Source organism: Actinophytocola sp., from assembly GCF_036002505.1.
Classification (GTDB): domain Bacteria; phylum Actinomycetota; class Actinomycetes; order Mycobacteriales; family Pseudonocardiaceae; genus DASYTH01.
Genome location: NZ_DASYTH010000304.1, coordinates 1 through 26,997, shown reverse-complemented (window position 1 = coordinate 26,997; position 26,997 = coordinate 1). Strand labels below are relative to the sequence as shown.

Annotated in this window: 28 protein-coding genes and 3 pseudogenes; 13 read left to right on the top strand and 18 right to left on the bottom strand. The window is 69.4% G+C overall.

The features are described 5' to 3' along the window. The 3 genes and pseudogenes from VGR06_RS26790 to VGR06_RS26780 all read right to left on the bottom strand — a co-directional run. Positions 1-283 (bottom strand): annotated as a pseudogene (locus tag VGR06_RS26790) (recombinase); the annotation flags it as partial. Between the two features lie 216 nt (positions 284-499). After that, a complete protein-coding gene (locus VGR06_RS26785; RefSeq protein WP_327561902.1) occupies positions 500-862 on the bottom strand; it encodes a BlaI/MecI/CopY family transcriptional regulator in 363 nt (120 codons plus the stop codon). Positions 863-1,001: 139 nt separating this feature from the next. Continuing rightward, on the bottom strand, positions 1,002-1,592 hold the full coding sequence (locus VGR06_RS26780; protein WP_327561901.1) for a TetR/AcrR family transcriptional regulator: 591 nt from the start codon (positions 1,590-1,592) through the stop codon (positions 1,002-1,004). Between the two features lie 170 nt (positions 1,593-1,762). On the opposite strand from VGR06_RS26780, the gene VGR06_RS26775 reads away from it, so the two are divergent. The 6 genes from VGR06_RS26775 to VGR06_RS26750 all read left to right on the top strand — a co-directional run bounded on the left by VGR06_RS26775 (position 1,763) and on the right by VGR06_RS26750 (position 6,347). Next, positions 1,763-2,440 (top strand): response regulator transcription factor, encoded by a 678-nt coding sequence (locus VGR06_RS26775; RefSeq protein ID WP_327561903.1) that lies wholly within the window; start codon positions 1,763-1,765, stop codon positions 2,438-2,440. Then, complete coding sequence (locus VGR06_RS26770) at positions 2,431-3,810, top strand: HAMP domain-containing sensor histidine kinase (RefSeq protein WP_327561900.1); 1,380 nt, start codon at positions 2,431-2,433, stop codon at positions 3,808-3,810. Before VGR06_RS26775 ends, VGR06_RS26770 begins: the two co-directional genes overlap by 10 nt. 150 nt (positions 3,811-3,960) lie before the next feature. Then, positions 3,961-4,686 carry a ferric reductase-like transmembrane domain-containing protein gene (locus VGR06_RS26765; protein WP_327561899.1) on the top strand — a complete coding sequence of 242 codons (726 nt, stop codon included), beginning with the start codon at positions 3,961-3,963 and terminating at the stop codon, positions 4,684-4,686. Next, positions 4,679-4,900, top strand: a complete 222-nt coding sequence (locus VGR06_RS26760) for a hypothetical protein (RefSeq protein WP_327561898.1) — start codon at positions 4,679-4,681, stop codon at positions 4,898-4,900. The genes VGR06_RS26765 and VGR06_RS26760 overlap by 8 nt, the downstream gene beginning before the upstream one ends. Next, positions 4,897-5,460, top strand: a complete 564-nt coding sequence (locus VGR06_RS26755; RefSeq protein WP_327561897.1) for a DUF2269 domain-containing protein — start codon at positions 4,897-4,899, stop codon at positions 5,458-5,460. Before VGR06_RS26760 ends, VGR06_RS26755 begins: the two co-directional genes overlap by 4 nt. 263 nt (positions 5,461-5,723) lie before the next feature. Then, complete coding sequence (locus VGR06_RS26750; protein ID WP_327561896.1) at positions 5,724-6,347, top strand: DUF2218 domain-containing protein; 624 nt, start codon at positions 5,724-5,726, stop codon at positions 6,345-6,347. A 59-nt stretch (positions 6,348-6,406) separates the two neighbouring features. Here the strand turns inward: VGR06_RS26750 and VGR06_RS26745 are convergent, their stop codons facing one another. From VGR06_RS26745 to VGR06_RS26695, 11 genes are all read right to left on the bottom strand, one after another. Further along, on the bottom strand, positions 6,407-6,907 hold the full coding sequence (locus VGR06_RS26745) for a hypothetical protein (RefSeq protein ID WP_327561895.1): 501 nt from the start codon (positions 6,905-6,907) through the stop codon (positions 6,407-6,409). Beyond that, a complete protein-coding gene (locus VGR06_RS26740) occupies positions 6,897-7,328 on the bottom strand; it encodes a MarR family winged helix-turn-helix transcriptional regulator (protein WP_327561894.1) in 432 nt (143 codons plus the stop codon). Before VGR06_RS26740 ends, VGR06_RS26745 begins: the two co-directional genes overlap by 11 nt. Positions 7,329-7,389: 61 nt before the next feature. Beyond that, the gene (locus tag VGR06_RS26735) at positions 7,390-8,979 is read right to left on the bottom strand and encodes a hypothetical protein (protein WP_327561893.1); all 1,590 of its coding nucleotides are present in this window, start codon (positions 8,977-8,979) and stop codon (positions 7,390-7,392) included. A gap of 234 nt (positions 8,980-9,213) precedes the next feature. Next, complete coding sequence (locus VGR06_RS26730) at positions 9,214-9,993, bottom strand: hypothetical protein (protein ID WP_327561892.1); 780 nt, start codon at positions 9,991-9,993, stop codon at positions 9,214-9,216. A gap of 224 nt (positions 9,994-10,217) precedes the next feature. Next, positions 10,218-10,619, bottom strand: a complete 402-nt coding sequence (locus VGR06_RS26725) for a hypothetical protein (RefSeq protein ID WP_327561891.1) — start codon at positions 10,617-10,619, stop codon at positions 10,218-10,220. 283 nt (positions 10,620-10,902) lie between these two features. Further along, positions 10,903-12,207 carry a hypothetical protein gene (locus tag VGR06_RS26720; protein WP_327561890.1) on the bottom strand — a complete coding sequence of 435 codons (1,305 nt, stop codon included), beginning with the start codon at positions 12,205-12,207 and terminating at the stop codon, positions 10,903-10,905. A 171-nt stretch (positions 12,208-12,378) separates the two neighbouring features. After that, a complete protein-coding gene (locus VGR06_RS26715) occupies positions 12,379-12,819 on the bottom strand; it encodes an FAD-dependent oxidoreductase (RefSeq protein WP_327561889.1) in 441 nt (146 codons plus the stop codon). A 325-nt stretch (positions 12,820-13,144) separates the two neighbouring features. After that, positions 13,145-13,576, bottom strand: a complete 432-nt coding sequence (locus VGR06_RS26710; RefSeq protein ID WP_414637335.1) for a BlaI/MecI/CopY family transcriptional regulator — start codon at positions 13,574-13,576, stop codon at positions 13,145-13,147. Positions 13,577-13,664: 88 nt separating this feature from the next. Continuing rightward, positions 13,665-14,597, bottom strand: a complete 933-nt coding sequence (locus VGR06_RS26705; protein WP_327561887.1) for a M56 family metallopeptidase — start codon at positions 14,595-14,597, stop codon at positions 13,665-13,667. Beyond that, on the bottom strand, positions 14,594-14,956 hold the full coding sequence (locus tag VGR06_RS26700; protein ID WP_327561886.1) for a BlaI/MecI/CopY family transcriptional regulator: 363 nt from the start codon (positions 14,954-14,956) through the stop codon (positions 14,594-14,596). The genes VGR06_RS26705 and VGR06_RS26700 overlap by 4 nt, the downstream gene beginning before the upstream one ends. A gap of 61 nt (positions 14,957-15,017) precedes the next feature. Next, positions 15,018-15,614 carry a TetR/AcrR family transcriptional regulator gene (locus VGR06_RS26695; protein ID WP_327561885.1) on the bottom strand — a complete coding sequence of 199 codons (597 nt, stop codon included), beginning with the start codon at positions 15,612-15,614 and terminating at the stop codon, positions 15,018-15,020. Between the two features lie 113 nt (positions 15,615-15,727). Here VGR06_RS26695 and VGR06_RS26690 point away from each other — a divergent pair, with 113 nt between their 5' ends. Continuing rightward, positions 15,728-15,973 (top strand): hypothetical protein, encoded by a 246-nt coding sequence (locus tag VGR06_RS26690; RefSeq protein WP_327561884.1) that lies wholly within the window; start codon positions 15,728-15,730, stop codon positions 15,971-15,973. After that, positions 15,970-16,527, top strand: coding sequence for a DUF2269 domain-containing protein (locus tag VGR06_RS26685; protein WP_327561883.1), 558 nt, complete (start codon positions 15,970-15,972; stop codon positions 16,525-16,527). The genes VGR06_RS26690 and VGR06_RS26685 overlap by 4 nt, the downstream gene beginning before the upstream one ends. Positions 16,528-16,652: 125 nt before the next feature. Here VGR06_RS26685 and VGR06_RS26680 read toward each other — a convergent pair. Together VGR06_RS26680 and VGR06_RS26675 are read right to left on the bottom strand one after the other, a co-directional pair. Then, positions 16,653-17,606 (bottom strand): annotated as a pseudogene (locus tag VGR06_RS26680) (HAD-IC family P-type ATPase); the annotation flags it as partial. Between the two features lie 102 nt (positions 17,607-17,708). Then, positions 17,709-18,974, bottom strand: coding sequence for a cupredoxin domain-containing protein (locus VGR06_RS26675; protein ID WP_327561882.1), 1,266 nt, complete (start codon positions 18,972-18,974; stop codon positions 17,709-17,711). A gap of 402 nt (positions 18,975-19,376) precedes the next feature. Between VGR06_RS26675 and VGR06_RS26670 the strand changes: the two genes are divergently transcribed. After that, positions 19,377-19,649, top strand: a complete 273-nt coding sequence (locus VGR06_RS26670) for an SHOCT domain-containing protein (protein WP_327561881.1) — start codon at positions 19,377-19,379, stop codon at positions 19,647-19,649. 291 nt (positions 19,650-19,940) lie between these two features. Here the strand turns inward: VGR06_RS26670 and VGR06_RS26665 are convergent. Next, positions 19,941-20,411, bottom strand: a pseudogene (locus VGR06_RS26665) (IS5 family transposase); the annotation flags it as partial. Positions 20,412-21,344: 933 nt separating this feature from the next. Continuing rightward, positions 21,345-21,722, bottom strand: coding sequence for a metalloregulator ArsR/SmtB family transcription factor (locus VGR06_RS26660; protein ID WP_327561880.1), 378 nt, complete (start codon positions 21,720-21,722; stop codon positions 21,345-21,347). Between the two features lie 568 nt (positions 21,723-22,290). On the opposite strand from VGR06_RS26660, the gene VGR06_RS26655 reads away from it, so the two are divergent. The 4 genes from VGR06_RS26655 to VGR06_RS26640 form a co-directional block, all read left to right on the top strand. After that, entirely contained in the window at positions 22,291-25,413 is a 3,123-nt protein-coding gene (locus tag VGR06_RS26655; protein WP_327561879.1) for an AfsR/SARP family transcriptional regulator, read from the top strand. 128 nt (positions 25,414-25,541) lie between these two features. After that, entirely contained in the window at positions 25,542-25,832 is a 291-nt protein-coding gene (locus VGR06_RS26650; RefSeq protein ID WP_327561878.1) for a hypothetical protein, read from the top strand. A gap of 86 nt (positions 25,833-25,918) precedes the next feature. Continuing rightward, complete coding sequence (locus tag VGR06_RS26645; RefSeq protein WP_327561877.1) at positions 25,919-26,713, top strand: hypothetical protein; 795 nt, start codon at positions 25,919-25,921, stop codon at positions 26,711-26,713. Next, positions 26,710-26,997, top strand: a 288-nt coding sequence (locus tag VGR06_RS26640) for a hypothetical protein (RefSeq protein WP_327561876.1), incomplete at its 3' end; no start/stop codon positions are given. The genes VGR06_RS26645 and VGR06_RS26640, both read left to right, overlap by 4 nt.

Below are 26,997 nucleotides of genomic sequence, written 5' to 3'. Positions count from 1 at the left end.
GCCGGATGGTGATGGTCACGTCGTCGCTGTCCGGGTGGAGTTGGACGGTGAGGTTGGTGATCTCGAACAGGCCCCGCAGCATCGGCTCTGGGGCATCGGCGAGTTTCAAGGTCAAGTATGGCAGAGCATCGAGCAGTCCGGCGTCTGCCGCGCTAGGCTGGGCCGGCGTGGTCTGCTCGGTGGCGTCCAGCTCGGTGAGGGCGGCCAGGGTGGCGCGGCGTTCGGCGTCGAGTTCGTTGTAGGTCTGCCGTAAGCCTTGGGCGAACGGGTCGTCGGGCTCCAACTCCTGTGCCTGCCCTGTTCACCGACCTGTCCGCCTACTACGACGACCCCGCCGCCCAACTGCCGCCGCTGGAAACGACGTTCCGCGACTACGTGCTCGCCGAGTCGAGCACCCGGAACAACCGGGCCCACCAGGAGTCCGAGAAGTACTGGCTGGACCGGGTCACCACCCTGCCGCCAATGGCAACCAGCCACGATTTGCGCCGGGAAACGATGATCAATGCCTGGACGGCTTTCGCCGCAACCCCTTGCGGAGGATCTCGATTTCGCGGTCGGACACCGAACGGGCGAAATGCAGCAAGGCCGCTTCGGGGTCGCCCGAGTCGTCCAGCACCGCACGCAGCGACCGGGCGGCGGCCTCGGCCCGGCTGATGGCCGGCTCGTAGAGGTAGGCCTTGCCGTCTTTCGCCCGGTCCACCCATTGTTTGCGGTAGAGGTTGTCCAGCACTGTCATCACAGTGGTGTAGGCCAGCGGCCGGCCGGTGTCCAACCGATCGAGCACATCCCGCACCTTGGCCGGCGCATCGATCGACCACAGCACATCCATGATCGCCGACTCCAGTTCGCCGAGCCCGTGCATGGCCACCTCCCAGAGGAGAGGCTACCTGGTCGGACCCGTCGAACCAGCGATGCGCGGCTGATCGGTGATCTTCACATCGTCCACACCAGCCTCGACCAGCTTGTCAGCCGCGCCAAGCTTCTCGGACACCACAGTGGTATCAGCGTGGGGGACGTAATCCGGCGAGGGTGAGGGCGACGAGGCGACGGACCGCAGCCCTGGACGGCAGGCTGCCGGCTCCGTCGAGGGCGTGCAGGCAGTAACCGGCGAGCTCCTCGGGTGCCACGTCGTCCCGGATGTCGCCGGACTTCGCGGCGTCGGCCAGCAGGTCTCGCATCATGGCGTGCAACCGGTGCTGGGTCGGGGCAAGGTGCTCGTCCCGGTGAAGGAACGCCGCGAGTTCAGCGCCGTGCCGCTCGTGGCGGTGCCGCATCCGCTGGTGCTGGATGTGGGCGTAGGCCTCGAGTACGGCGTCGAGTCGCTTGCCGGGATCGCCGGTCCGGTCTCGGATCTCGGCGAGCTGTTCGAGGTGGGTGGAGATCTGCTGCTCGTGCCAGGCGAGCAAGATGGCGTCGACATCGGGGAAGTACTTGTACAACGTCGCCCGTCCGATGCCGGCATGCTCGGCGATCTGCGACATCGTCACCGCCCGCAGGCCGTGCTCGGCAACCAGCGCCGCGGTGGTGTCCAGAATCGCCTCGCGCACCCCGCGGCGGTGCGCCTCGATCGTCGTGGTCCACAGCTTCGGCACCAGCTCAGCATACGTGACGACGGTCCTGAGGACGCGTTGTCGCCTACGCGACACGACGTCGCGATAACACCCGCTCTCATGATTCCCTTAGGTTTCCTTCATGTGCGGCTCATGAGGACCGGGTTCAATCAGCTCCTGGCGATCGTGACGAGATGAGGCTCGCCGTGCCGGTGCGGGTGGTCGTGGTCGACGATGACGAGGCGCTGCGTAATGCAGTGCGCCGGGCACTGCGGCTGGAAGGCTACGAAGTCGAGCTTGCCGGTGACGGGGTGGAGGCTCTCGATCGGCTCGCCGGCCTGCGGGCGGATCTTGTGGTGTTGGACGTGCTCATGCCCGTTCTGGACGGCATCACCGTGTGCCGCCGGCTGCGGACCAGCGGGGACCGAACTCCGATTCTGATGCTGACGGCCCGGGACGCGGTCGCCGACCGGGTGGTCGGCTTGGACGCCGGGGCCGACGATTACCTGACCAAGCCGTTCGCCCTCGAGGAGTTGCTGGCCCGGGTTCGCGCGCTGGTCCGGCGCGGCCATCCCGAGCACGAGGGCGCGCTGCGCGCCGACGATCTCGAGTTGAACCCCCGGACCCGGCAGGTGCGGCGGGGCGAGCGCGCGGTGGAGCTGACCCGTACCGAGTTCGCCCTGCTGGAGCTGCTGATGCGCAACGCCGGAGTGGTGTTGACCCGGGATGTGATCCGCGAGCGGGTGTGGGGCTTCGACGACGCGGACGGTTCGAACACGCTCGACGTGTTCGTCGGTTACCTGCGCCGCAAGACCGAGGCGGGAGGTGAACCGCGGATGATCCACACGGTGCGGGGTGTCGGTTTCGTGCTGCGCGACCGGTGGCGCTGAGGACCCGGGTGACGTTCGCGGTCGGCGTGGCGGTGCTGCTCGCGGTGGCGGCGGTGTCGGTCGCGGTGTACCTCGTCATGCGGGACAACCTGCGGGACCAGATCGACTGGTCGCTGAGCCACGACAGCTCGGGGGCCAGCTCGGCTCAGCAGCACGGCGGCACCCACGACACCTCCGGCGTGCCGCGGGACCTGCCGCAGGTGCACGACGTCTTCCTGCAGGTGGTCGATCGCGACGGCAGGGTCGTCGCGGCGTTCGACGACCGGCCGCTGCCCGTAACGGCCGACGTGGTCGCGGTGGCGCGCGGCGAGCGTGCGGAGACTTTCTTCGATGCCGACGTCGACGGCACGCCGGTGCGGGTCTACGCCACCTCAGCCGGCCAGGGAATCGCGCTGCAGGTTGGCCGGTCGCTGGTCGAGATCGAGCGGGCGCTGCACCGGCTCGTCATGACCCTCATCGTCATCGCGGTCGCCGGCATGGTCCTGGCGGCGGTGATCGGCCGGCTCGTCGCCGCTGCCGCCGTGGCCCCGGTGCACCGGGTGGCGCAGGCGGCTGACCGGGTCGCCCGGACCGGTGAGCTCTCGCATCACATCGCCGTTCCCAGCGGCGACGATCTCGGCCGGCTGGCCGCCAGCTTCAACACCATGCTCGACGCGCTGAACGAATCGCTGACCCAGAAGCGCCAGCTCGTTGCCGACGCCTCGCACGAGTTGCGCACACCGCTGGCCACGGTGCGCACCAACGTGGAGGTGCTCGCCCGGGCCGAGGAGCTGACCCCGGACGACCGGGCGATGCTCATCGACGACACCGTTGCCCAGACCGAGGAGCTGACTCGGCTGGTCGGCGATCTCGTCGAACTGGCCCGCGGCGACGGTCAGGAAGAGCCGCTCACATTCGTGGACCTCGACGATCTCACCCGGCGCGTCGTCGAGGTCGCCGGGCGCAACCATCCGTCGATCACGTTCCGGGTCGAAGGCGCCCCGAGTCTGATCCGGGGTGCGCCCGCACGGGTCTGGCGGGCGGTATCGAACCTCGTCGACAACGCCGGCAGATGGAGCCCACCGGATGCCGAGGTCGAGATTGGCGTTCGCGACGGCACGGTGACCGTGCGGGATCACGGGCCTGGCGTCGATCCCGCCGACCTGCCCTACGTGTTCGACCGGTTCTACCGCTCACCCCGAGCCCGCACCATGCCTGGCTCCGGGCTCGGCCTGGCGATCGTCAAGCAGGTAGCCGACAGCCACGGCGGCACCGTCACCGCGGCGGCCGCTCCCGGCGGAGGCGCGTTGTTCGTGCTGCGGTTCCCGGCGGCGGCCGACGCCTCGGGCACCGAGCGCGAAACGGATCACCGATCTTCATATGGCTCTTAAGGTCGCCTCACAGCGGGCTCATGATGGCGGTCAATCCTGACGGCCATGCCAGCGTTCCGATCCTCGATTCCGGCGCGCAGCTGGCGCCATCGCCTGCCCAGGTACCACCTACCGCTCGCACTCGCAAGCGTCCTGGTTCTCGTCCTGTTGATGACCCTCCCCGCCTTCGACGCCCGGGCGAACCACGAAGCGGTGGACATCTCCAGCGGTGCTTTACCCCAGCGGCAAGACGACCGGGGATCCATGGCGCACACCGGATCGATGGATCACGGCAACGGCCAGGCCAGAACGATGGATCACGGCGCAGGCCAGTCCGGACCGGTGGGAACCCGTTCCTTCACCCAGCGGTTGACCGCCGCCACCGGCTATGTGGCGCTGAGCCTCCTCGGGATCACCCTCCTCATCGGGCCGATCAACCTCCTGCTCCGCAGACGAAATCCCATCTCCAGCTATCTGCGACGGGACACCGGCCTGTGGACGGTCATCTTCAGCATCGTCCACGTCATCGCGGGACTGCAGGTGCACGGCTCTCTCTCCGCCTTCGGCAACTATTTCCTTGCGCCCGGCGGAGGGCCGCTGCTCAGCAGTTTCGGTCTGGGAAACTGGACCGGGCTCGGCGCCACCATCATCGCGGTGGGGTTGCTCGTCATCTCCAACGACGGTGCCCTGCGAAAACTCAAAGCCCGGCCCTGGAAACGCATCCAGCGCCTCAACTATGTCGTTTTCGCGCTAGTTGTCCTGCATGCGTTCTTCTACGGCGCACTGTCGCGGACCACATCCCCCGTCACACTTCTTCTTATCGTCACAACCATCGCTGTCCTTTTGGGACAGGCGGTGGGAATCTGGCTATGGCGACGGAGGCACGCGAATGTCTGAATCCGAGGAATCGCCCACCCGCACCCCGCCGAAAGCACCACGCTGGGTGAAGGTGGCGGCAATCATCGTGGGTGTCCTGGTCCTGCTGTTCCTGATCCTGAAGCTCATCGGCGTCGGGGCAGAGCACGGGCCCGGCCAGCACCTACCGGGCGGCGACCCACCACCCGCACACACCACCGGAGCCCACCCGCCACTCACCGGAGTCCACAGATGACCATGCCGCCCGGCCTGCGCAAGGCGGTCCTCACCGCGCACGTCACGACCTCCGTCGGGTGGCTCGGCGCGGTCGCCGGCTACCTCGCTCTGGACCTCGCCGCGGTGACCGGCCGGGACGTTCAGCTGGTGCGGGCCGCCTACCTCGCAATGGGATTGACCGTCTGGTACACCATCGTCCCGCTGGCACTCGTGTCCGTGCTCATCGGGGCCGTCAACGCACTGGGCACCTCGTGGGGACTGTTCCGGCACTACTGGGTGCTGGTGAAACTCCTGCTCACCCTGGTCTCCACCACCGTCCTGCTGGTGGAGACACAAACCATCAACTCCCTGACCGAAACGGCGGGTTCCGTTGCCGATCCCCGTGAGCTACCCGGCTCACTCCCCCACTCCATCGGTGGCCTGGTCGTGTTGCTCACCACCACGATCCTCTCGGTGTACAAACCGCGCGGCCTGACCCGCCACGGCTGGCGCATCCAGCAGGTTCAGCGCCCCAAGCAGCGGCCGGCCCCGTCAGTTGAGGACCCGAATACCCACCAGGCCGGCAGTCGCATTTCGTGATCTCCCGTGGTACTCCACAGCTCAGTGGAGCGAAGGCCGCCGTCAGGACGTTCAACGTCTTGAAGGAGTCCTTCAGGGCAGTCCCATCAACCCCAGCACCCGAGGCGGAGGTTACGATACATGTTGTCTTCATTGATACATCAAGGGTTGCTGGAGACAGCACCGTGGGAGATCGGGCAGACGGTTCCTGCGCTATGACCGGCGACGGGTGACGCGCAGGCTAACTGGTCTCACTCACCAAGCCCAAGCCCGGAAGGATTGCGATGCCGACCGCTGAAGCAGAGGTGCGCACCGACCGACCGAGCCGGTACCTCGTCCAGCTCTGCCGGCACGCCAGCCAGATGGGCCGGCACCGGATCACTCGGGTGCCCGCTCACCTGAGCGGTGACCCCGAAGCACGCCACGACATACCGGCACACATCGACGCCGAGTGGTCCGACACTCAGGGCGTCGTCAGCGTCGACGGGGGCCGGTGCACCCTACGGGCCACCCCGGACACGCTGATCCTGCGTGCCGAAGCCGACACCGAGGAAAAGCTGCAGCGGATGCAGGACCTCATCACCAGGAACCTCACCAGGTTCAGCAGGCGCGACCCGCTGACGGTGAACTGGCATCGCGAGTCGACAGCCGGTGGTGCCGCCGACCCGACCACCGCGCCTGTCAGAAAGCTCACGACGCGCCACGGCCACCGCAGGACGATCGTCCTTCTGGCGGCCGGTGTGCTGGCCATCGCCGCGCACGTGGTGCTTGGCGGCGCCGTGCTGGCGGCACCGTCATGGACGAGCTTGGCCGCGGACGTCGTCCTGGTGATCGTTGTCGTGAAAGTCGCCGTCATCGGCATCGGCTACCTCGCCCATCGCCACAGCAAAACCGCCAGAACCCGCTGAGCCGCACAGCGTGCCCGGTTGAGGACCCACTGGGCTGGCGCTGAGCCCCGACACAGGCTTCACGCCGTTTCGTGCTCGGCGTGGGCGCCGTGGTCGCTTACCTGAGCGTCGAACCAGGCATGGAGCGCATCGACCAGGGCGGGATCGTCCGTCGCGTAGGCGATGCGGGCGCCGTCAGGCTGCTCGGCGTAGGTGGTCGTGATGCGCCGGTAGCCCGCCGTCAACGCGGTCAGCCCCGGCATGGCGGAGCCGTGGATAGTCGTGGGATCGCCGAAGTCACCCTGCCTGAACCGGGCGTTCTCGGCCGTCAGGTGTTCGCGGACCAGCCGGATCTGTCCGGTGTCCGACGGATCGTCCGCGACCACCGTCTGCACCCCACCGGTCGTCGTTTTGGCGAACCGGTGCGTGGTGCGCTCGAGGTCGAACGGCATCACCCGGCCACCCCTGGCGGCCACGTCAACCTGACGCGGCCCGGAACCATCACGGGTGACCATGATCGCCGCACCCACGGTGGCAGCGACGACGAGCAGGGCGGTGATCCACCAGTGCCTACGGTTCATCGACGGCCTCGGTGAGAACGGCGAGGGCGCGCAGGACTGCTTCCCGCGCCTCGACCGGCACCCGGTCCAGCACGGCCGCGAACCGTGCGTTCCGGGCCGCGGCAAGCTGATCCGCCGCGTCCCGGCCCGGCGAGGTGAGCCGGACCAGGACGCCGCGGCCGTCGCCGGGGACCGGGACCCGTTCGACCCACCCGCGCTCCACCAGCTGGCCGACCAGCCGGCTGGTGGTGCTCTTTTCCAGCCGCAGCCGATGGACCAGGTCGACCTGGCGTAATTCGCCCGCGCGGGCGAGCTCGGCCAGCGCATGCGCTTCGGAGACCGGGACGGGCCTGCCACACGGCGTCTGGTCCGGCTGATGCAGGCCGAACGCCCGAACGAACCGGCCCATCGCCTCCTGAAGGTCACGCGGCCCCACCGACATGGTTCGACAATACAACCAACTGGTTCGATCCTACAACCAGATTACGGTCGTGACCGCGGGCTCACCGGTCCAGACGGGCCGCATCACCCAGCGTGGAGTTGCCTTCCAGGAACCGGATCCGCGCCACCTCCAGAGCGTGCTTTCCGGTGTAGGCAAGGATGTAGAGGCCGTTGCGCACATCCACCACGTAGATCAGTCCATTGTGGATGATCGGATAGCTCCACATCACGACCTTGTTCGGCCCGCGGGACAGCGCCGGATCCTCGGTCGCCACAGTGTCCAGCGGCTGCGGGGAGAACCAGCCGGCCTGCGTGGGGTCGGCGGGGTCGGCGATGTCGATGGCCTGCAGCCCGCTGCTGTGCCAGGCCATGATCACCAGGTTGCGGGTCAGCGTCGGATTGTGCGAGGAGTAGCTGGTGAACTGCTCGGTGGCCGCGTCGTCCCCGGCCGAGCCGCAGAACTCCCGGGTGTTGGGCACCGTCCGGTACTCCCCGATGATGCGCGGCCGCGCCGGGTTGGCCACCTGGATGGTACGGGTCCAGCCCCACGGGCACCCGAAGCTGGCCGCGGTGAACGTGCCGTACACCTCGTCCACGGTGAACGCGAACGGCCGCCCGGGCACCGGCACGGCCGAGTGCGACTCAGCGCACGCATCCAGACAGCCGCCGTCCGACGTGCCCCACCGCGGCCGGTTGTCCACCGGCGTGAGCAGCTTGTCGTTGAGCGACAACCCGCCCGAGGGAATCCGCCCGTCGGCCACATCGGACGTGTCCAGCACCAGGAAATGCCCGCGCAGGTAGGCCAGGTAGGTACGGTTGCCGTCCACGGTCACGGCCATCGAGTGCAGCGCCAGGTCGTTGTCGTAGTTGGCGGGGACCTCCGCACCGGGGTACTGGTTGTTCCAGTTTCCCTTGGCGATCTCGGTGAACACACCGTCCCGGGCGCGGCTGACGTCGGTCACGACCAGGTTCGCAACGGCAGGGTCCACGGAGGACGTGGGTGCGGACAGGAACAGCAGGCTGCGGCCGGGACGCCGCGGATCGGTCCAGAGGAACATCTCGTGCGGTTTGCGCGACGGCACGTAGGTGGCCAGCAGCGGCGGATGGACCGGGTCGGCGGCCAGGTCGAAGAACTTGATGCTCCACACGTCCGGGCTCGGCGGGCAGGCGTGAATGACCGTGCTGCACCGGAAGTACATCACCGCCAGCAGCCGCTGGTCCGGCAGCACCCGCATCTCCCGGGAAGTCTGCCCAAGGTTCGCGCCGGTGGCGAACTCCGCACCGAACTCCCCCACCACGGCCGGCCGGAACGGGTTGACCGTGTCCACCACCTGGATGCCCGGGCTCACATGCGGGCAGGAATCCGGTCCGCCGATCGGAATCCGCGGATCACCCACGCCGCAGCGGGACGACCCGTCGGTGCGATTGCCCACGTACACATAGCGACCGAAGACCGCGAGCGCGGCGTTCATCCCCCGATTGGCCAGTGGCGCGTGACCCACCAGCGTGAACGCCCGGGACGTTCCCGGAACATGCCCGCCTGGACCCACAACCACGTCGGCCGGCGCGGCCGGCGCGGCGAGCACCGAACCGAGAACGACCACCGTGGCGAGCGCTGAGACATACCTGCGGTACCGAGGTCTTCCCTTCATGGCAACCTCCAGAAAGCCTGCCTGGACCGGGCGAAACAACCCAACATCCGCCCTCGGCGGCACCGGGTCAATAGCCCGGCCAGTCCATTACGATCCTCAATAGTTGGCAGTTATCACGCATACGGTCGGCAATAGTACTAACCAGATCAGGTCGTCCGGCCGTGCCGGTTCGATCGGATGTGTGAGCCGGGTCCGTCCACCGCACACGGCGTGCGACCGACCCGGCTCCGCACGTCAGCCGACCGGTACCGTCACCTCAGCGGTGTGCAGCACTCCGGCGGTCTGGAACTGCAGGAACAGCCGCCAGTTCCCGGACCTTGGCAGCATGGCCGCGAACGAGAGCGCGGGCCCGCCGTGGTCGCCGTTCACCGTGCCCTTGGGGTGCAGGTGGGCGAACGCGAGGTCACCCTCGTGGAAGGCGGTCAGGTGCGCGTAGGTGTCCAGGTAGGGCTGCAGGTCGGTGACCGGCTGGCCGTCCTTCGACACCGTCACGGTGAGCTCGCCTTCCATGGTCGCCATCGGGTGACCGCCGGAGAGGGTCAGGGTGTAGCCGTCGACCTCGGTAGTGGTTGATCCGGCGGGCACGGGCCGGGTCGCGGCAGTGCCGGCGACGGTGATCTGTTCACCGAGCACCAGCGGCACCGCCTTGCCGGCGCCGTCCTCGGTGGTGAACGAGGTGTAGGCCCGGTAGGTGCCGGGCTGCAGGGGCGTTACCGGCGCGGTCCACGTTCCGTCCGTGGCCAGCTCCGGGTGGATGTGCTGGAAGCCGGTCAGGTCCGAGCGGATCAGGTAGAAGTGCATCAGCTTGGTCTGGTCCGGTTCGAAGGCGGTGACCGGCTTGCCGTCGGCGCCCTGGATCTGGAACCGGAACGACGCCGCTTGGCCGGGCGGCAGCGACGAAACCGCTGGGGCGAACCGGAACCCGGACGCCGAGGCGGCCAGGCCGTCCCCGGACGGCGCGTCGCCGTGCGTGCCGGGCATCTCGTGCTGGCCCGCCGAGGCGGATGCGGGCATCGAGCCGTGGTCCATTCCGGACGTACCGGAGGAGGAACTGCCGCCACAGGCGGACGCGGCCAAGCCGACCGCCGCGGCAACGGCGGTCGTGGTGATCGCGCGGCGAACGCGCGGACGTGAATGGACAGGCATGAGGATCAACACTTTCCTTCGGACGGCGCGTCATCGCGCACGGTGGACAGAGACGTCGTGGTTGACCGGCGGAATCGGTTACCAACGCCCTGTCACGTCCGGGAAACACCCAGGCTGATCAGCAGGGCAGGACCGGCCCGGGGTACCGCGACACCCGCCCGCTGGATGCCCAACGCGGGTTGTCCAGGCGCTCCCGGTTCCACCAGGTCGGTGGCCGCCTGCGCCAGCCGTCCGGTCAGATCCCCGCGCGGCGGCATGGAGTCACACACCGAGCTGTGACCAGAGAATGGCGTGCTCGCCACGGGAACGGCCGTGGTGGCACTGGCCGTCGCGGCATGGTGCCCGCCGCCCGTCGTGGGGAGCGCCGCACTCGTCGCCGTCGAGGAGGTACCGCCCGGGCAGCCGGTTCCGATCACCGGGTCCAGGCCGTGCATCGACACCAGCCCGACCAGGACGGCGCAGGCGGTCAGCGCACGGACCATCATCCCGTCCACCGCCCTTCCGTCGCCAAATTCGGGCCAGACCCCTCCACCCCGTCGGTCGCGCGGTGGGTGTGGGCGTCAGGAGCCGCCCACACCCACCCGCCGGGGCCGGAGAGGGGTGTCAACGGCCTCGACGCCAAAGGACCTGTCGGTCCTGCCTGACTACAGCCAGAATCTACTATATCCACTAGTACAACCTGGCCCTGGGTGTCCAGCAGCACCCGAACCGTCCATTGTGGAGCCGGTGGGCACAGTCCGAGGAGGACTGTCGACCGCGCGGAGCTTCGCCGCCGGGCTAACGCGGGCGCAGACCGAGCACGTACAGGCCGCTGTTCATGTCGGAGGCGAGCATGTAGTCACGGTCCACGAACACGCCCCACACCTGTGCACACGGCTCGGTGCAGAAGAAGTCCGGGTTGACGTAGTCGCTCCGCGGCACGAACTGCGCCTCGAGGCGAGGGCTCGCCGGACGGTCGATGTCCGCGACCACCACTCCCAGGCTGTACCACGAGAAGTAGGCCCGGTCACCGCGGACCTTCGGGTCGTGCACGGTGTCGGCCTCGAACCCGGGCGGCGCCAGGCTGCCCAGCAGCGTCGGGTGCGCCGGGTCGGCGATGTCGTAGAAGTAGGGCAGCCCGGCGTCGGTCTCGTGGGTCTCCACGAGCAGCCGGCCCGCGTTGGTGATGAACGCGGAGTGGGTGGCGCCCTGGGGCGGCGTGGTCTTGCCGAGGAACCGCGGGCGGGCCGGCTGGGAGATGTCCAGGATCACCGTGCCCAGGTCCCAGTAGGACAGATAGGCCACCCGCAAGCGGTCGTCCACCCGGACCGAGTGCACGAAGTTCAGCTTGCCGTCGGCTGTAGGTGAGACGCCGAGCTCCTTCCAGGCGCCCCACGCACCGACCTGGGCCGGCGCGGTCGGGTCGGACACGTCGATGATCCGGAAGTCCGGCGTGCCGGGCGTCGTCGCGGTGTTCGTGACCGGGTCGAAGTCCGGCGAGGTGAGCAGCTCCGAACGGATCACCGCGGTGTAGACGTAGGCCTTCCCACGGTCGGCGCCGAGCCAGATCTCGTGCGAGCCACGGGTTCCGGGCGTCGCGTACAGCGCCAACTTCCGCGGGTGATCAGGGTTGGTCACGTCGTAGAGCCCGAACCCGCGGAACGCCGGCGTGCTGGTCCCGGCGCAGACCTGGAAGCTGACCACCGCCAGGTCGCCCCGGAACTCCCGGGTGACGACGTGCTGCACGATGACCTTCTCACTCCACGTCCCGGCCAGGGCCGGATCGGACGCCGCGTCCGCGAACACCGACGCCAGCCTGGGACGGCGCGGGTTGTGCAGGTCGTAGACCCGGATCCCCTTGGACAGGCACCCCTTGCCGATCCAGCTCGCGAGATACGCGTGCTGCTTGAACCCGAACACGTCGGCGTTGCTGCCCTCCCCCGGGTTCACCGTCGCCAGCAACGGCAGGGTTCTCGCCGTCCCGGGCTGGGCGGGCGCGGCCGGCGGCTCCGACCCGTGATCGCCGGGATCGGCATGGGCCGACATCATCGACGCCATCGTGAAGACCGCCACCAGAACACCGACCCAACGAGCCCGCCGCATCGTCACCCCTCCTCGACCCCAGACCGGCCGTACGGTCAAGTACGAATCTACGTCGTAACGTAGTGGAGGAATACCGGGCCGACCAGCGTCGTGCCCAGATCCGTACCGCTGCTTGCCGTCACCGTGCGCGGGCGAACGCGAGGGCATCGGTCCAGGTTGCGTGCCTGCCGATCATGGCGCGCAGTGTGATGACGGGGCGGCGCTGGTTGAGGCCCAGCGCGCCGGTGACCAGGTCGCCCCGGCGGTAGAGGGCGAGGAAGTCCCCGGCGGCCGGTCGCCGGAGACGACCTCGATCTCGTCGGCCTCAGGAATGCCGACGAACTGGATCCGGTCGTCGTGCCAGTCCGACCAGAAGTACGGCACGATCGAGCACGGGGCGGCGGCCGGTTCGATCGCGTTGGCCGCGGCGACGGCGCCCTGTTCGGCCGCGGTGGTCCAGTGCTCGAGCCGCATGGTCTCGCCGAACATCGGGTTGAACCAGCGGACCACGTCGCCGGCCGCGTACACCCCGGGCGCGCCGGCGTTGAGCGTCTCGTCGCACACCACGCCGTTGTCGAGGGCCAGCCCCGAGCCCTCCAGCCACCCGGTGGCGGCGCGACCCCGAACAACCACCTCGTTCCGCCCGCCAGCCCGATCGCTCTGGCGACGGACACCAGCAGGTGGTGCCCCTCGACGATATGGGTGCGCTCGTGCTCCAGCACGGCCTCGAACTGCTTGGCGGACAGAGAGTCCCGGGCCGTCGTGGTCACCACGATGACCCCTGGCCGGCCCGGCATGCAGTAGACCATCGGCACGCCGGACTCGATGAACGTCACATCCGGCCGGCCCGGCCGGCGGTGGCCGAGTATGCGGAGGGCACCCCGGCGGCGGTCCCGGTCCCGGCGGGCTTCGGCCGATACCTTCGCGAAGTGGTAGGCGAACCTGGCGAACGGCGTGATCAGCGCGACGGCGAAGGCGTAGCGCAGCAGCTCGACCGCCGCCTCGGACCCGGTCCGCTGCACCAGCGCTGACCGCAACGGATCCAGCAGCAGCCCGTCCCGCGACGTCCTTGCCGCAACTGATGCAGCGCCGTGTCGAGCGCGTTCACGTCCGTCTCGCTCATCCCCTCGACGAAACGCAACAGTGCCCCCTCATGGTTGTCGGTGGAGGCAAGCGCCTCGGCCAGCAACGTCGCGGTGTACTCCTCGCGGTCGGCCGAAGGCCGGTACCGCCACGCCCGCCCTTCCAGCTCACGCCGCAGCCAGCCCTTGCGATGCAGGTTGTCCATGACCGTCATCACGGTGGTGTAAGCGATCCGCCGCTCCTGCTGCAGATTTCCGAGGACCTCGCGCACGGTCGCCGACGTGCCGGCCCGCCACAGCCGATCCATGATCGTTGCTTCAAAGCTCGCCCAGTCGCGTCTCGACACTGCGGCGCCCGCTCATGTCGACGGATACTACGATACGGCTTAGGAGATGTCAGCCGCTGAGACGGTGGAACGCCAGGGCAATCGCGTGCAGCAGCGACACGGCGGTCAGGATGGGCAGCAGCACTGCGGTCGCGGCGGCGAGGCCGCACCATACGGCTCGGCGCACGGGTCCGGCCACCACGGGACCGTGCCGCAGACGGGCCAGCCGAAGCTCGATCCCGTCCCTGGTCATGGCCAGCGCACCGCCCGGGGCGCCCTGTGCGGTGACGCTGATGAGGGCCGAGCGGAGTGCCTCGACGCCGTACCGCCGCGCGGCGGCGACGTCCGCGCACAGTTCGACGAGCACCCGGACGGCCACCGGCGCATCCCGGAACAGCGGCAGGAACGGCAGCGTGGCCGTGACCGCGTCGACCCAGGTGATCAGGGCGTGATGCCGCCCGCGCAGGTGCGCCCGCTCGTGCGCCAGCACGGCGCCGACCTCCGCCGCACGCAGGTGCCGGGTGAGCCCCTCGGTGGCCACCACCATGCCGGGCCGGCCGGCAAGGCTGAACGCCAGGGGCCGGTCGTGGTGCAGCCACAGCGTTCCGGCCGCGTCCCGGCAGGCGCCTACCCGCAGCACGGCCAGATGCTCGCGGGACACCCGGGCGCGGCGGCGGGTCGTCCGCGCGATGATCACGACGAACCGGGCGGCCAGGGCCAGAAGCAGGGCGGCCCCGAGCATGCCGGCCAGTTCCTCGGCGTGGGGCGGGGCCCCGTGCGCCACCGGTCGCCACCTGAGGTGCGCCGCGGCCTGACCGTGATCGGGAACGAGCAGCAGCACGATGGCGCCGACGATGGCCGCCAGCACCCCGACCACGGACAGCAGCCAGGCCGCGAGGAGGGGCAACGGATCCGCGCGCGTGGCGTCGATCCGCCGCAGCAGCCTCGGGGCGCCGACGCCCACCGCGAACGCCGCGAGGAGCATGGCGATGGCGGCGATCACCGCCCGGCCGCCTTCCTCCGCAGTCCCCTGCGCAGCACCTCGGACTCGGACTCGGAGACCGACGTCGCGAAGTGCAGCAGCGCCCCCTCCGGGTCGCCGGAGGCGTCGAGCACCTGGCGCAGCGACCGGGCGGAGGCCTCGGCCTGGGTGACCGCGGGTTCATAGCGGTAGGCCTTGCCGACCTTCTCCCGCCGCACCCACGCCTTGCGGTGGAGGTTGTCCAGCACGGTCATCACCGTGGTGTAGGCCAGCGGCCGGCCGGTGTTCAGCCGGTCGAGCACGTCACGCACCTTGGCCGGCGACCCGACGGACCACAGCACGCCCATGACGGCCGACTCCAGCTCGCCCAAGCCGTGCACGCCGCCTCCCGGAGTCAGGCTACCGGTGCCGGCGAGTGTCCCCCACCGCCTCGTCGCCCGGCTAGGCATCGGCGCCGTGCAAACCGGCGAGGGTGATCACGACGAGCCGCCGCACCGCGGCCTCGGATGGCAGGCCGGGGGCCGCCATGAGGGCATGGAGGCAATAGGCGGCAAGCTCGTCCGGCGCGACGTCGCCCCGGACCTGACCGGCCGCCGCGGCCTCGGCCAGCAGGTCCCGGACGAAGTCGTGAAGGTGCTGCCGCGCCCCGGCGACGTGCCCGTCGCGTGGCAGGAGGGTCGTGAGCTCGGCGCCGAGGTGCGCGTGCGTGACGCCATGAGTGATGAGCGCGTGCGCCTCGAGCACCGCCTCGAGCCGCCGGCGCGGGTCGCCGCCGGCGTGGTCGCGAACCTCGACGAGGTTCTCCAGATGCCGGGCGACGTGCTGCTCGTGCCGCTCGTGCCAGGCGACCAGGATCGCCTCCACATCAGGGAAGTACTTGTACAGCGTGGCCCGTCCGATGCCGGTCCGCTCGGCGATCTGCGACATCGTCAACGAGGCCAGTCCATGCTCGGCGACCAGCGCCGCGGTCGTCTCCAGGGCCGCGTCACGCACCGCCCGTCGGTGCGCCTCGATCGTGTCGGTCCACAGCCTCGGCACCACCCGAGTATACGCGATGACAACTGCTCGGACACTCTGATTTGACCGCGACGACATGTCTCGTAAAAATGGGGCAATGCGGAACACCCAGACACGACGACGAGAGGACGCACATGTCGCAACGGACTGACCGGCCCGATCCCGCCACCGGCAAAGGGTCCGGCCGCGCGATCACCGGCATGCCCCTGTGGGTCAAGATCTCCGGAATCGTCGTCGGCATCGTGGCGGTGGTGATCGCCGCGATGCTGATCTTCGGCGGCGGTCAGCACGGCCCGGGACGCCACACGCCACCCGGCCCTGGCCAGCCCACCGCCACCATGCCGGCCGGCCACCAGCCACCTCCGGGAGGCCACGGATGATCATGACGGCCCGCGTCCGCAAGGTCGCACTCACCGCGCACGTCACCGCCTCGGTCGGCTGGCTGGGCGCCGTCATCGGCGTCCTGGCGCTCGCCATCGCCGGCATGGCCAGCCAGGACGAGCAGACCGTGCGCGGCGCCTACCTCGCGATGAACCTGAGCGGCTGGTACGTCCTGGTCCCGCTGAGCCTCGCCTCGCTACTCACCGGGCTGATCCAGTCGCTGGGCACCACCTGGGGGCTGGTCCGGCACTACTGGGTGATCGCGAAACTGGTCATCAACGTCCTCGCCACCATCGTCCTGCTGGCCTACACCCAGACGCTGGGCGCCCTGTCCGGCATCGCCGCCCAGACCACCTGGTCCCCCGACGACCTCGCGCTGCTCGGCAGCCCCACCGTCATCGTCCACGCCAGCGGCGCCCTCGTGCTCCTGCTCGCGGCCACCTTCCTCGCCATCTTCAAACCGCGCGGCATGACCAAGTACGGCCAACGAAAACTGCACCAGCAACGCACCCCAGCCCAACGGCCCGACGAACCAGCCCTCGCCAAGCCCTGACCAGTGATTGGCCGGTGGCGGCGTAGCCGGTTGGCGTTGCCGACCACGGACAGGGAGGACAGGGCCATCGCCGCGGCGGCGATCATCGGGGAGAGCCGTAGCCCGAGCAGCGGGTAGAGCACGCCGGCGGCGACGGGGACACCGACGGTGTTGTAGATCAGGGCGAAGAACAGGTTCTGGCGAATGTTGCGCATGGTGGCGCGGGAGAGCTGGATGGCGGTGACCACGCCGGCCAGCGAGCCGGAGATGAGGGTGATGTCCGCGGCCCCGATGGCCACGTCGGTGCCGGTGCCGATGGCCAGCCCGACATCGGCAGCGGCGAGGGCGGAGGCGTCGATGATGCCGTCGCCGACCATGCCGACCCGGCGGCCTTCGGCTTGCAGGCGGCGGATCTCGCCGGCCTTGTGCTCCGGAAGGACCTCGGCGAGCACCCGGGAGACGCCGACCTGGCGGGCGATCGCAGCCGCGGTGCGCGGATCGCCTCCAGTGATCATGACGGGTTCGATGCCGAGCCGGCGCAGGGCGGTGATCGCCGCGGCGGAGTCGTCCTTGACGGTGTCGGCGACGGAGAGCACGCCGGCGGGTTGACCGTCCACCGCGGAAAGGATCGGTGTCGTGCCCTCGCTGGACAAACGGGCGGCAATGGGGTCGAGGATGCCGGTGTCGGCGAGCAGCCGGGCGGTGCCGATCAGCACGGCGTGCCCGTCCACGGTGGCCCGCACGCCCTTGCCGGTGATCGAGTCGAACCCGGCGGCCCGCGACAGCGCGAGGCCGCGGGCTCGGGCGCCAGCCACGATCGCGGTGCCCAGCGGGTGCTCGCTGTCGGACTCGGCGGCGGCTACCACGGCGAGCGGTTCGTTCTCGTCGAGCGACCCGATCGCCGCGACGTCGGTGAGGGCGGGTGTGCCGGCGGTGATGGTGCCGGTCTTGTCCAGCACGACGGTGTCGAGTTTGTGGCGGTCTCGAGGGCCGCCGCGGAGCGGATCAGGATGCCGGCCCGGGCGCCCTTGCCGGTGCCTACCATGATCGATAGTGGGGTGGCCAGGCCGAGCGCGCAGGGGGCAGGCGATGATCAGCACCGCCACCGCGGACACGAGCGCGAGGGTAAGCGCGGGCGGCGGGCCGGCGACGAACCAGACGACGAAGGCCGCGATGGCGATGGCGATGACCGCGGGCACGAATTAGGCGGAGGTCGCGTCGGCCAGCCGCTGGATCGGCGCCTTCGACGCCTGCGCGGCCTGAACCATGCGGATGATCTGGGCGAGCACGGTGTCCGCACCCACCTTGGCCGCCCGCACACGCAGCGATCCGGTGGTGTTGATGGTGGCACCGATGACGGTGTCACCGGCCCGTTTGGTAACCGGCAAGGGCTCCCCCGTCACCATCGACTCGTGCACCGCTGACTGTCCGGTGAGGACGGTCGCGTCCACGGGGATCTTCTCGCCGGGTCGGATCACCGCCTCGTCGCCGACCACGACCTGATCGACGGGGATCTCGACCTCGGCGCCATCGCGGAGCACGCGGGCGGTGCGGGCCTGCAGGCCGAGCAGGGCGCGGATGGCCTCTCCGGTGCCGGCCTTGGCACGGGCTTCGAACAGCCGGCCGAGCATGATCAGGGTGAGGATCACCCCGACGGTCTCGAAGTACACCTCGCGCAGGTCGGCGGGCAGCGCATCGGGGAACAGGGTGACCAGCAGGCTGTAGCCGTACGCGGCGCCCGTGCCGAGCGTGATGAGGCTGTTCGTGTCCGCACCGCGATGCGCCAGGGTCAGCCAGCCGGTGCGGTGGACCGGCCATCCGGTGTAGCCCATCACTGGGGTGATCAGGGCCAACTGGACCCAGTGGTTGAGCAGCACGCCGGGCACCCAGGTCGCGCCGAACAGCGACTGGGCCATGACCGCGACCAGCACCGGCAGGGTCAGTGCGGCACCCACGAGCACCCGGCGGGTCAGGTCGCCGATCTCGGCACGGCGCTCGCGCGCCTGTGCGGCCTCCACGTCGGCCGCTGCCGGTTGGACCGTCTCGTCCTTCGGCACCGCCGGTTCCGGCTCGCCGCCCGGCGGTGGCTGGTCGCCGGGGGTGACGACGAGCGTGCCGTGGATCATGTTCATCCCGCAGGCGAATCCGAACGTGCCGGTCCGCTCCGGAGTGAAGGCGACGGTGGTGCGCTGGAGTGCCGGCAGCGCCGCGGAGCGCCGCAGATCCGGGAAGACGACCCGGGAGGTGCAGTCTCCGCTCTCCTGCCGATCGAACACGATCTCCACCGGCACGCCCTGCCGGACCTCGATGACGTCCGGACGGTATCCGCCGCGCACCGTGATCCCGACCCGCTGCACCCCGCCGGTCAGGTGCGCGGCCCGGGCCCGCCGAGGGCCGAAGAAGAACCACGCCAGGCCGGCGACCGCCGCCATGGCGGCGACCACGACGAGGACGTCAGCGACAGCCATGGGAACTCCTTGATCGCGGTGTGCGCCGTGGATTCCAGACTTTCCCGCCGGCGACCGGCCCGAGCAGGGCCCAAAGGTCTGCTAAGCAGGGTAGTAGGCCCTGACGCTCCTGCCTACTACTTGGGTTAGGTCTTTAGGCCCTGGGGCCCTGCAACGTTCGCCCATGGTGACCGGGATAGGCGGGCGGGAACCGTGGAGGCATCCCGAGAAAGGGGATGCCATGACAAGTCTGGGACTGACGGCGACCATCGCCGGCGTCCTACTGCTCACCGCGGACGGGTCGGTCGTGGCGATGGTGCTCTACCTGCCGCGGAGGTTCCGATGACCCTGCTCCGCGATCCGTACCCGGAATGGGGCCGCCGCGGCAACCAATCCTGACAGTCCGAAAAAGGAGATATTGCGATGATGTTCTGGTATGGCAACGGGATGAGCGGATGGGGTTACGCGCTGATGACGATCAGCACGGTGGTGTTCTGGGCATTGGTGATCGCAGGCGCCATCGCTCTGGTCCGCTATTTCGGCCGCACACAGCCACTCTCGTCGCCGCCACCGCACCGGCTCACCCCGGAACAGGTGCTGGCCGAGCGGTTCGCCCGCGGCGAGATCGACGAGGACGAGTACCACCGGCGCCTGCACACCCTTCACGCCGACGCACACCCGGTCCGGAAAGCCTGATACCTCGTTCCCGCACAGCGGCGCCATCCCGGCCGAACGTCGAACAGCCGATCAAGCCATCACATCCGACAGCTGGAAGAGAGCTGGGGGCCGCCCGGCTGGCCGACGGCCCTGCGGACGCCGCGAGCGCCGTGCCGCTTCTCCAACGGTACGCACGGCGGCCGGCGACCAGGTGCCGGACGCTCCGGCGTCCGCGCCGAGGTGATCATCATGCACCATCAGCGGTTGGCGTCCGGCGTTGCGTGGTTGGAGTCCGGTGAGCGCTGCGTAGCATCAGCTTGGTGAGATCACCTCATTGGTGTTGGCGGCCGAGACGGCCACCGACAACGGGATCCCGGCCCGGTCGGACAACACGTGGATCTTTGAGCCCGACTTGCCGCAGTCGACCGGATCGGGTCCGGTCATGGATCCCCCTTTTTGGGCCCTGACAGACGCTCCGTCCAGGACCGCACGGGACCAGTCGATCATGTCCTGGCTGCCCAGTTCATCCAGCACCGCGCGATGCAAGCGCGGCCACAACCCGGTCTTGGTCCAATCGGAGAACCGGCGATGTGCCGTCGGGACGGTGACCCCGAACGACGGTGGGAGACACCGCCAGGCGCATCCACTGGTCAACACGAACACGATCGCCGTCAGCACGGCCCGATCATCGACTGGTGCCGTTCCTCCGCCCTGCCGACGCGCATCAAACCCCGGGATCAGCGGCTGCGCCAACGCCCACAACTCATCCGGCACCAACCGCCGCGACAGATCATCAACCACAAGAAATGATCATGGCACACCATGATCAACCCACATGAGACACCCTCAAATGCTGCGGTCTTGCCAAATATCATTCTTGTCCGTGGGAATGGCCAATCTTCCGGTGGGTTCACGAACAAAGTCGTAGGTTCTCGAATCCGAAGTGCGCCACCATGGGCGGAACAGTGTTGGTAGTCGACCACATTGCAATGCACGGGCATGTTGTTCCGGAGCACCGTCATGAACCCTGCGAGGCGGGTCGGCAACCTGGGCTGGTGATCAGTTCGCAGATGTCTTGCTCCGGCGTCGCGTTGGCCTCATCGTCCGTGGGCCCTCTACCGCAGACATACGCCCCAACGAGGTCGCCGACGCCGTCGGCTTCCCGCTCCTGCACTCCATGCGTCCGAAACGCTCGCTGACCGCGCTCATCGACCGCGGCGAGTTCGTCGCGCTCTCATTACAAGCCCAAGGCCCGGTTATGAGCACTGATCAGGCCGAGCGAGCGCGCAGCCGGAGGCTCGCAGCAGGCCGCGGGACGCGGAATCATGGGGGTGTGGCTCCTTTGGAGGGAGTTGTCCATCGTGATCGGGGTGATCGGGTCTGGTGTGGCTGGTGGGACCGGTGGGGCGTTGACCAATGCCCTGAAGGCGGCCTTCAGGACGCTCAACGTCCTGAAGGCCACCTTCAGGGCAGGTGTCGACCGCCCAATAGTCACATCGGTCCCACCTGCCTCACCAGCCACGGCCCTGGCCGAACTCACATCCCTGGCAACGACGCCCGACGACACGAGGGGCAACTACGAGCAACTCCCTCCAACGGAGCCACACCCGAATCATGGCGCGAGCGGCGTGAACCAGCGCGTTGTTTGGCTTGAGGAGGTGCGCCAGGTTCGGCATTCAGCCATTCCGTTGGATTCAGACGATCCCGCCAACATGGCGTGGCGAACGGCTCCGTTCAGCGGCCACCGTCAAGGCGTATGCGGGAGAGCAGTGCGGCCGTGTTCTTCTCCGCGAACGCACGAGCTTGCCGCACCAGATCCGCCATCGGCTTGTCGACGGCGCGGTAATAGGTGAAACGTCCCGCTCGACGCAGGGTGACGAAACCGCAGGACGCCAGGATGGCCAGGTGGCGCGAAACCCGGCTCTGAGAAAGGTCGACTTGGGCCACGCAATCACCGACCGTGTGCTCACCGGTCAGCAGGAACTCCAGGAGCCGCAGGCGGGTCGGGTCACCAAGCGCGCGAAAGAGCCTCGCGATTGGGTCGATACCGGCGGCCTCAGCTGGGAGCAGGCGGGCGACGTCGGTCTTCCTCGCCTGCGCGTTCGTGCTCATGACGATCCTTTGATCGGCCGAGGCCGGAGCACACGGTATGTTATCTCAACCTTCGCAAAGAAGCGATGTTCTCGATCAACCTGGGAAGATCAGCTCACGCGTGGTGACATTCGGCGCATCATGTTTCCGCGGCATGAGTCGCAGGCCTTCGACACCAACGGCCAGAGGTGCCGAGAGAGGTTCGTCGGGGCACGAGCGGATTTGGCGCGGCAGACAACGAACTTCGGCAGTTGCTCGGCGCCGGCACACGGCCGCTGTTCGATGCCGGGCGCACGCGATCTCCGGCCTGCTCTCCTGGTCCGGCCGCGATCTGCACCGTTCAATGCGATCTTCGTGCCAGTGAGACGGATCGCGGCGCGGCTGTTCTCGCCCGCCGGCTCACGCTCGGCACCGACGGGCTCGGCGACCTGAACCTGAGCATGGTTGGCTGGGACCGGACCCAACGCCCAAAAAAGGACAGAATGTAACCGTTGACCGGTCACGGGTCGCTGGCTTGTTGCTACGCTCGATATACCTTGTGGGAAGGGGCGGGAGCTGGGGCTTTGCGCCGGTCAGCGAGGAGACCCGCGTGGAGTTGCGACTTCTCGGTCCACCCGAGTTGGTGGCAGGTGGCAGGCCCCTCGATCTCGGCGGGCCCCGTAAGCGCGTGGTCTTGTGCACGCTGGCGCTCAACGCGAACCGGGTCACCTCGGTCGACGAGCTGGTGGACGCCGTGTGGGGCGAATCGCCGCCGACGACCCCGCGGGTGCAGATCCAGATTGCCATCTCGGCGCTGCGCAAGCTGTTCGCCGACGCCAGGAAGCCCGACGCGATCAGGACTCAGCCGCCCGGCTACCTGCTGGAGCTCACGCCGGGCGAGCTGGATGTCGAGCAGTTCCACGCGCTGCGGAACTCGGCCCGCGCGCATGCCGACGCTGGCCGGCTGGCCGAGGCGGTCGCCGACGTGCGCGCGGCGCTCGCGCTATGGCGCGGGCCCGCCCTCGCCGGTGTGCCGAGCGAGCTGCTGCAGCGGGAGGCGACCCTGCTGGCCGACCACCGCCGGGCCGCCATCGAGGAACGCATTCGGCTGGACCTGGCCCTCGGCCGGCACGAAGAGATCAGCGGCGAGCTGGCCGCCATGGTCGACGCGGAGCCATTGCGGGAACGGCTGCACGGCTTCCTCATGCTCGCGCTGTACCGCTCGGGTCGGCAGGCCGAGGCGCTCGAGGCCGCCCGGCGGGCCCGCACGGTCCTGGTCGACGAGCTGGGTGTGGATCCCGGCCAGGAACTGCGCGACCTGGAGCACGCCATCCTCAACCGCGATCCCGCGCTCGACCTGCCGAAGGCCGGCCCCACCGGGCCAGGCGTGGCGGCCACCGTCACATCACCCGCTCGACAGCCGACGATCACCACCGAGCACGTGGTGATCCCCCGGCAGCTGCCCGCCAGCATCGCGGACTTCACCGGCCGCGAGGCACACCTCGCCGAGATCCGGGGCATCCTCGGCCGGGGCGACGAGGCCGACGCGGCGTACGCGATGCGGATCGTGGCCGTCTCCGGGCGCGGCGGCGTCGGCAAGTCGAGCCTCGCGGTCCGTGCCGCGCATGAACTGGCCGACGAGTTTCCCGACGGCCAACTCTATGCGGACATGCGGACCTTTCAGGTCGATGGTGGCACCCCCCGGCTGCTGGCCAGGTTCCTGCGCGCCCTGGGCCTGTCCGGCACCGCCGTGCCAGAGGATGCCGAGGAGCGGGCCGAGATGTACCGGACCCGGTTGGCGCAGCGGCGCATCCTGGTGGTGCTCGACGATGTCGCCGACGAGGAGCGGGTGCTGCCGTTGCTGCCGGGCAACCCGGACTGCGCGGTGATCACCACGAGCCGGACCCGGCTGAGCGGGTTGCCCGGCGCGCACTGGGTCAACGTCGACTCGTTCGACGCCGAGCAGTCGCTGAACCTGCTGACCAGGATCGTCGGCCAGTACCGGGTCAGGGCCGAGCCGGAGGCCTGTGCGGACCTGGTGAACCTCTGCGACGGGCTGCCGCTCGCGCTGCGGATCGCCGGCGCACGGCTCGCTTCCCGCCCGCACTGGCGCGTCGAGGACCTGGTGCGCCGGCTCAGCGACGAGTCCCGCCGGCTGGACGAGTTCGTCCACAGAGGACTAGAGCTGCGTTCCAACATCGCGCTCACCTACCGCAATCTGACCGGCGCGGCGCAGCGGCTGTTCCGGCTGTTCGCCATGGTCCGCGCGCCGGACTTCCCCGGGTGGGCCGCGGCGGCCCTGCTCGACACCAGCCTCGCCGAGGCCGAGGACGTGCTGGACAACCTGGTCGACGCCCGGGTCCTGGAAGCGGTCCGCTTTCCCTCGGAGCGGGTGCACCGCTACCGATTCCACGACCTGGTCCGGGTGTACGCGCAGGAACAGCTGGCCGAGACGGAGTCGGCCGAGGAGCAGGGGGCCGCGCTCGGTCGTTACCTCGGTGCCTGGCTCGCGCTCGCCGAGGAGGCACACCGCAAGGAATACGGCGGGCACTACACCGTGCTGCACGGCTCCGCGCCACGCTGGTCGCCGCCCGACGCCCCGCTGCCGGACCGCGTCGGCGATCCGACCCAGTGGTGGGAACGTGAGCGCCGGGGCCTGGTGCCGGCCATCCGGCAGGCCGCCGCGGCCGGGATGGACGAGCTGTGCTGGGACCTGGCCCTGACCTCGGTCACCTTGTTCGAGACGAAGGGCTATTTCGACGACTGGCTGGAGACCGCGCAGCTGGCTCGCGAGGTGACCGAGGGGGCGGGCAACCGTCGCGGTCTGGCCGCCTCGCTGCTCTCGCTCGGCACGCTGCACATGGCGCAGAAACGGCTGGCCGACGCGGAGGACTGCTTCACCACGGCGATCGACATCTTCGACGCCCTGTCCGACGTCCACGGGTGTGCGCTCGTCCAGCGCAACGCCGCGTTCGTGAGCCGGCTGCGGGGCGACACCCGAACCATGCGCACCCGGTACTACTCCGCGCTGGTCAAGATGCATCAGGTCGGGGATCTCATGGGCGAGGCGCACATTCTGAGCAGCCTGGCCAAGGTGCGCATCGACGCGCAGTTCCCCGAGGCGGCGGAGGGCATGCTCGACGAGGCGCTGCGGCTCTGCCAGCAGGCCGGCTGTCTGCGGGTGGAGGCGCAGGTGACGTACCGGATCGCCGAGCTGCACGTCAGCCGGGACGACCTGGAGGCCGCGCGGCAGGCGCTGCACCGCACCCTGCGGGTGGTGCGCGACCTGGGCGACCGGATCGGCGAGGCGTACGCGCTGCACCTGCTCGGCGTCGTCCGGCACCGGGAAGGGCGGCTGGACAACGCGCACACCACGCTGGCGCAGGCGCTCACGCTGGCCCGGCAGGTGGGTGACCGGTGGATCGAGGCCCAGTCGCTGTACGAGTTGGGGGCGACCGCGCTCGCCCGGGGCGTGCCGACCGCCGCGGCCGGCTACCTCGCCGAGGCACGGGAGCTGTTCGAGAAACTGGATTCGGCGCTGTGGCAGGCCAAAACGCTGCTGCTCAGGTCGGAGGTCCATCTGGCGACCCGCGAGAACCAGCTGGCCGGCGAGGAGGTGAGCCAGGCGGTGGCCTTGCTGTCCACAGTGGACTCACCGGAAGCGATACGACTGCTCGTCCAGCTGACGCCGGATCGGGTGCTCCGGCGGCTCGACCTCACCCGGACGGAATGACCGCACCGGGGCGTGCGGTATCGCGGCACCGTCCCCGAACGACGGCAGCCCGCGGCGCACCGGTGGTTCCGGTGCGCGGCGGGCGGTGACCTGGCCGTGATGACGATCAGCCCCAGTGCGAGTCGTCGGTGACGATCGGGGTCGGCGCCGGCGAAGGTTCGCCCCAGTGGCTGTCGGCGACCACACGGGCCGGATTCGGGTGCCGCGATTCGGCCGAGTGCCCGGCGCCCATCGCGAAAATTGCGAAAGCGGCGGCGGCGGTGGCGATTCCGGCGGTGGCGGCGGTGATCTTCGACGTGATCGACATGGCGGTTGCACTCCCTGTGTCGGCTCGGTTCGCAGGTGATCTCCTGCGGCACCGACAGCCGATCGCCGCGCACCGCCAAGTCCGCCTTAATCAGGCCTTTCGCGGTGAATAAGCCACGTAAAGCGAAGTCATAAGGGACTCAAAGGGGCTCTCGGAGAAGGTGGTGCCAACCGCGCCCACCATCGAGAGGCACCCACGATGACCGGCCCCACAGTTCGAATCCGCACGCACGAGATGTGGACGCTGCTCGAGCATGTGGACCTGGTCGGCTTGCTGCGCGACGCGTTGCTCGGCACCGACGCCCGGAGAGGCAACCTGACCGCGCTCGACGCCGGGCGCCTGGCCTTCCACGACGAGAGCACCGGGCAGTGCGGCGAGCTCCCGGCCGGGGACCTGCGGGCCCTGTGCATGGCGGGACTGGCCGCGCTCGCCGCCCGCCTGCTGCTCACCGATGCCGTGATCACCGCTGGCATCGTGGGTCCCCGGCGAAGCACCCAGTGGCAACTCGGGGTCATCAGCCGGTGCGTGCCCAACGTCAGCCACGTCGCGGTGTTCAGCGCCGACCGCACCGAGGAGCCGGCGGTCGACCCCACGGTGCTCCACCGGCTGGAACTGGACGGCATCGGCCTCTCGGTGGCCGCCAGTGTCGCCGACGCGGTGCTCGGCGCGACGCTGGTGGTCGCGCTGGGGCGGACCGGCGAACAGATCGGCTACGACCAGCTCGCCCGCGGCTCCCTGATGGTCGACACGGCCGGCCAGCGACCGGCGGACGAACTGCGAGAGGGCGTTGCCGAGCGGCTGTCCGCCGGCGACCTGGCGATCCTGCTAAGTAACCACGTCAACCGGCGCGTCGACTTCGACGAGATCCGGTTGGTCGAGCTGACGGACTCGGAGTTGCTGCGCGAGCTGGAAACGGCGCTCGCGCACCGGCTGGTGGGAACCGCGATGCGGCTCGGCATTGGAATTCTGGACAAGAACGGAGCCACCTCATGAACGCCTTCGCGCTGCCGGACGCCTTCGTCGTGGCGCCGCTGTGCACCTTCGAGTTCGACCCCGCGGCGCCGGCGCAGGCCGAAGTGCTGCTGGCCGCCGAGCCGGTCGCGCTGTTCCGGCGGCTGCTGCGGGATCAGGAGTCTGAGGCGGTGCTGCTGGCCGCGCGCCGGGTACTGCACGGGTTCCTGTCGCGCCCCGTGCCCGGTGCTGACCGGCCATCCGCCGATCCGGACGCCATCGCCGAGCGGGTCGCCGGCGTACGTGCGGTGATCATGGCGATGTTC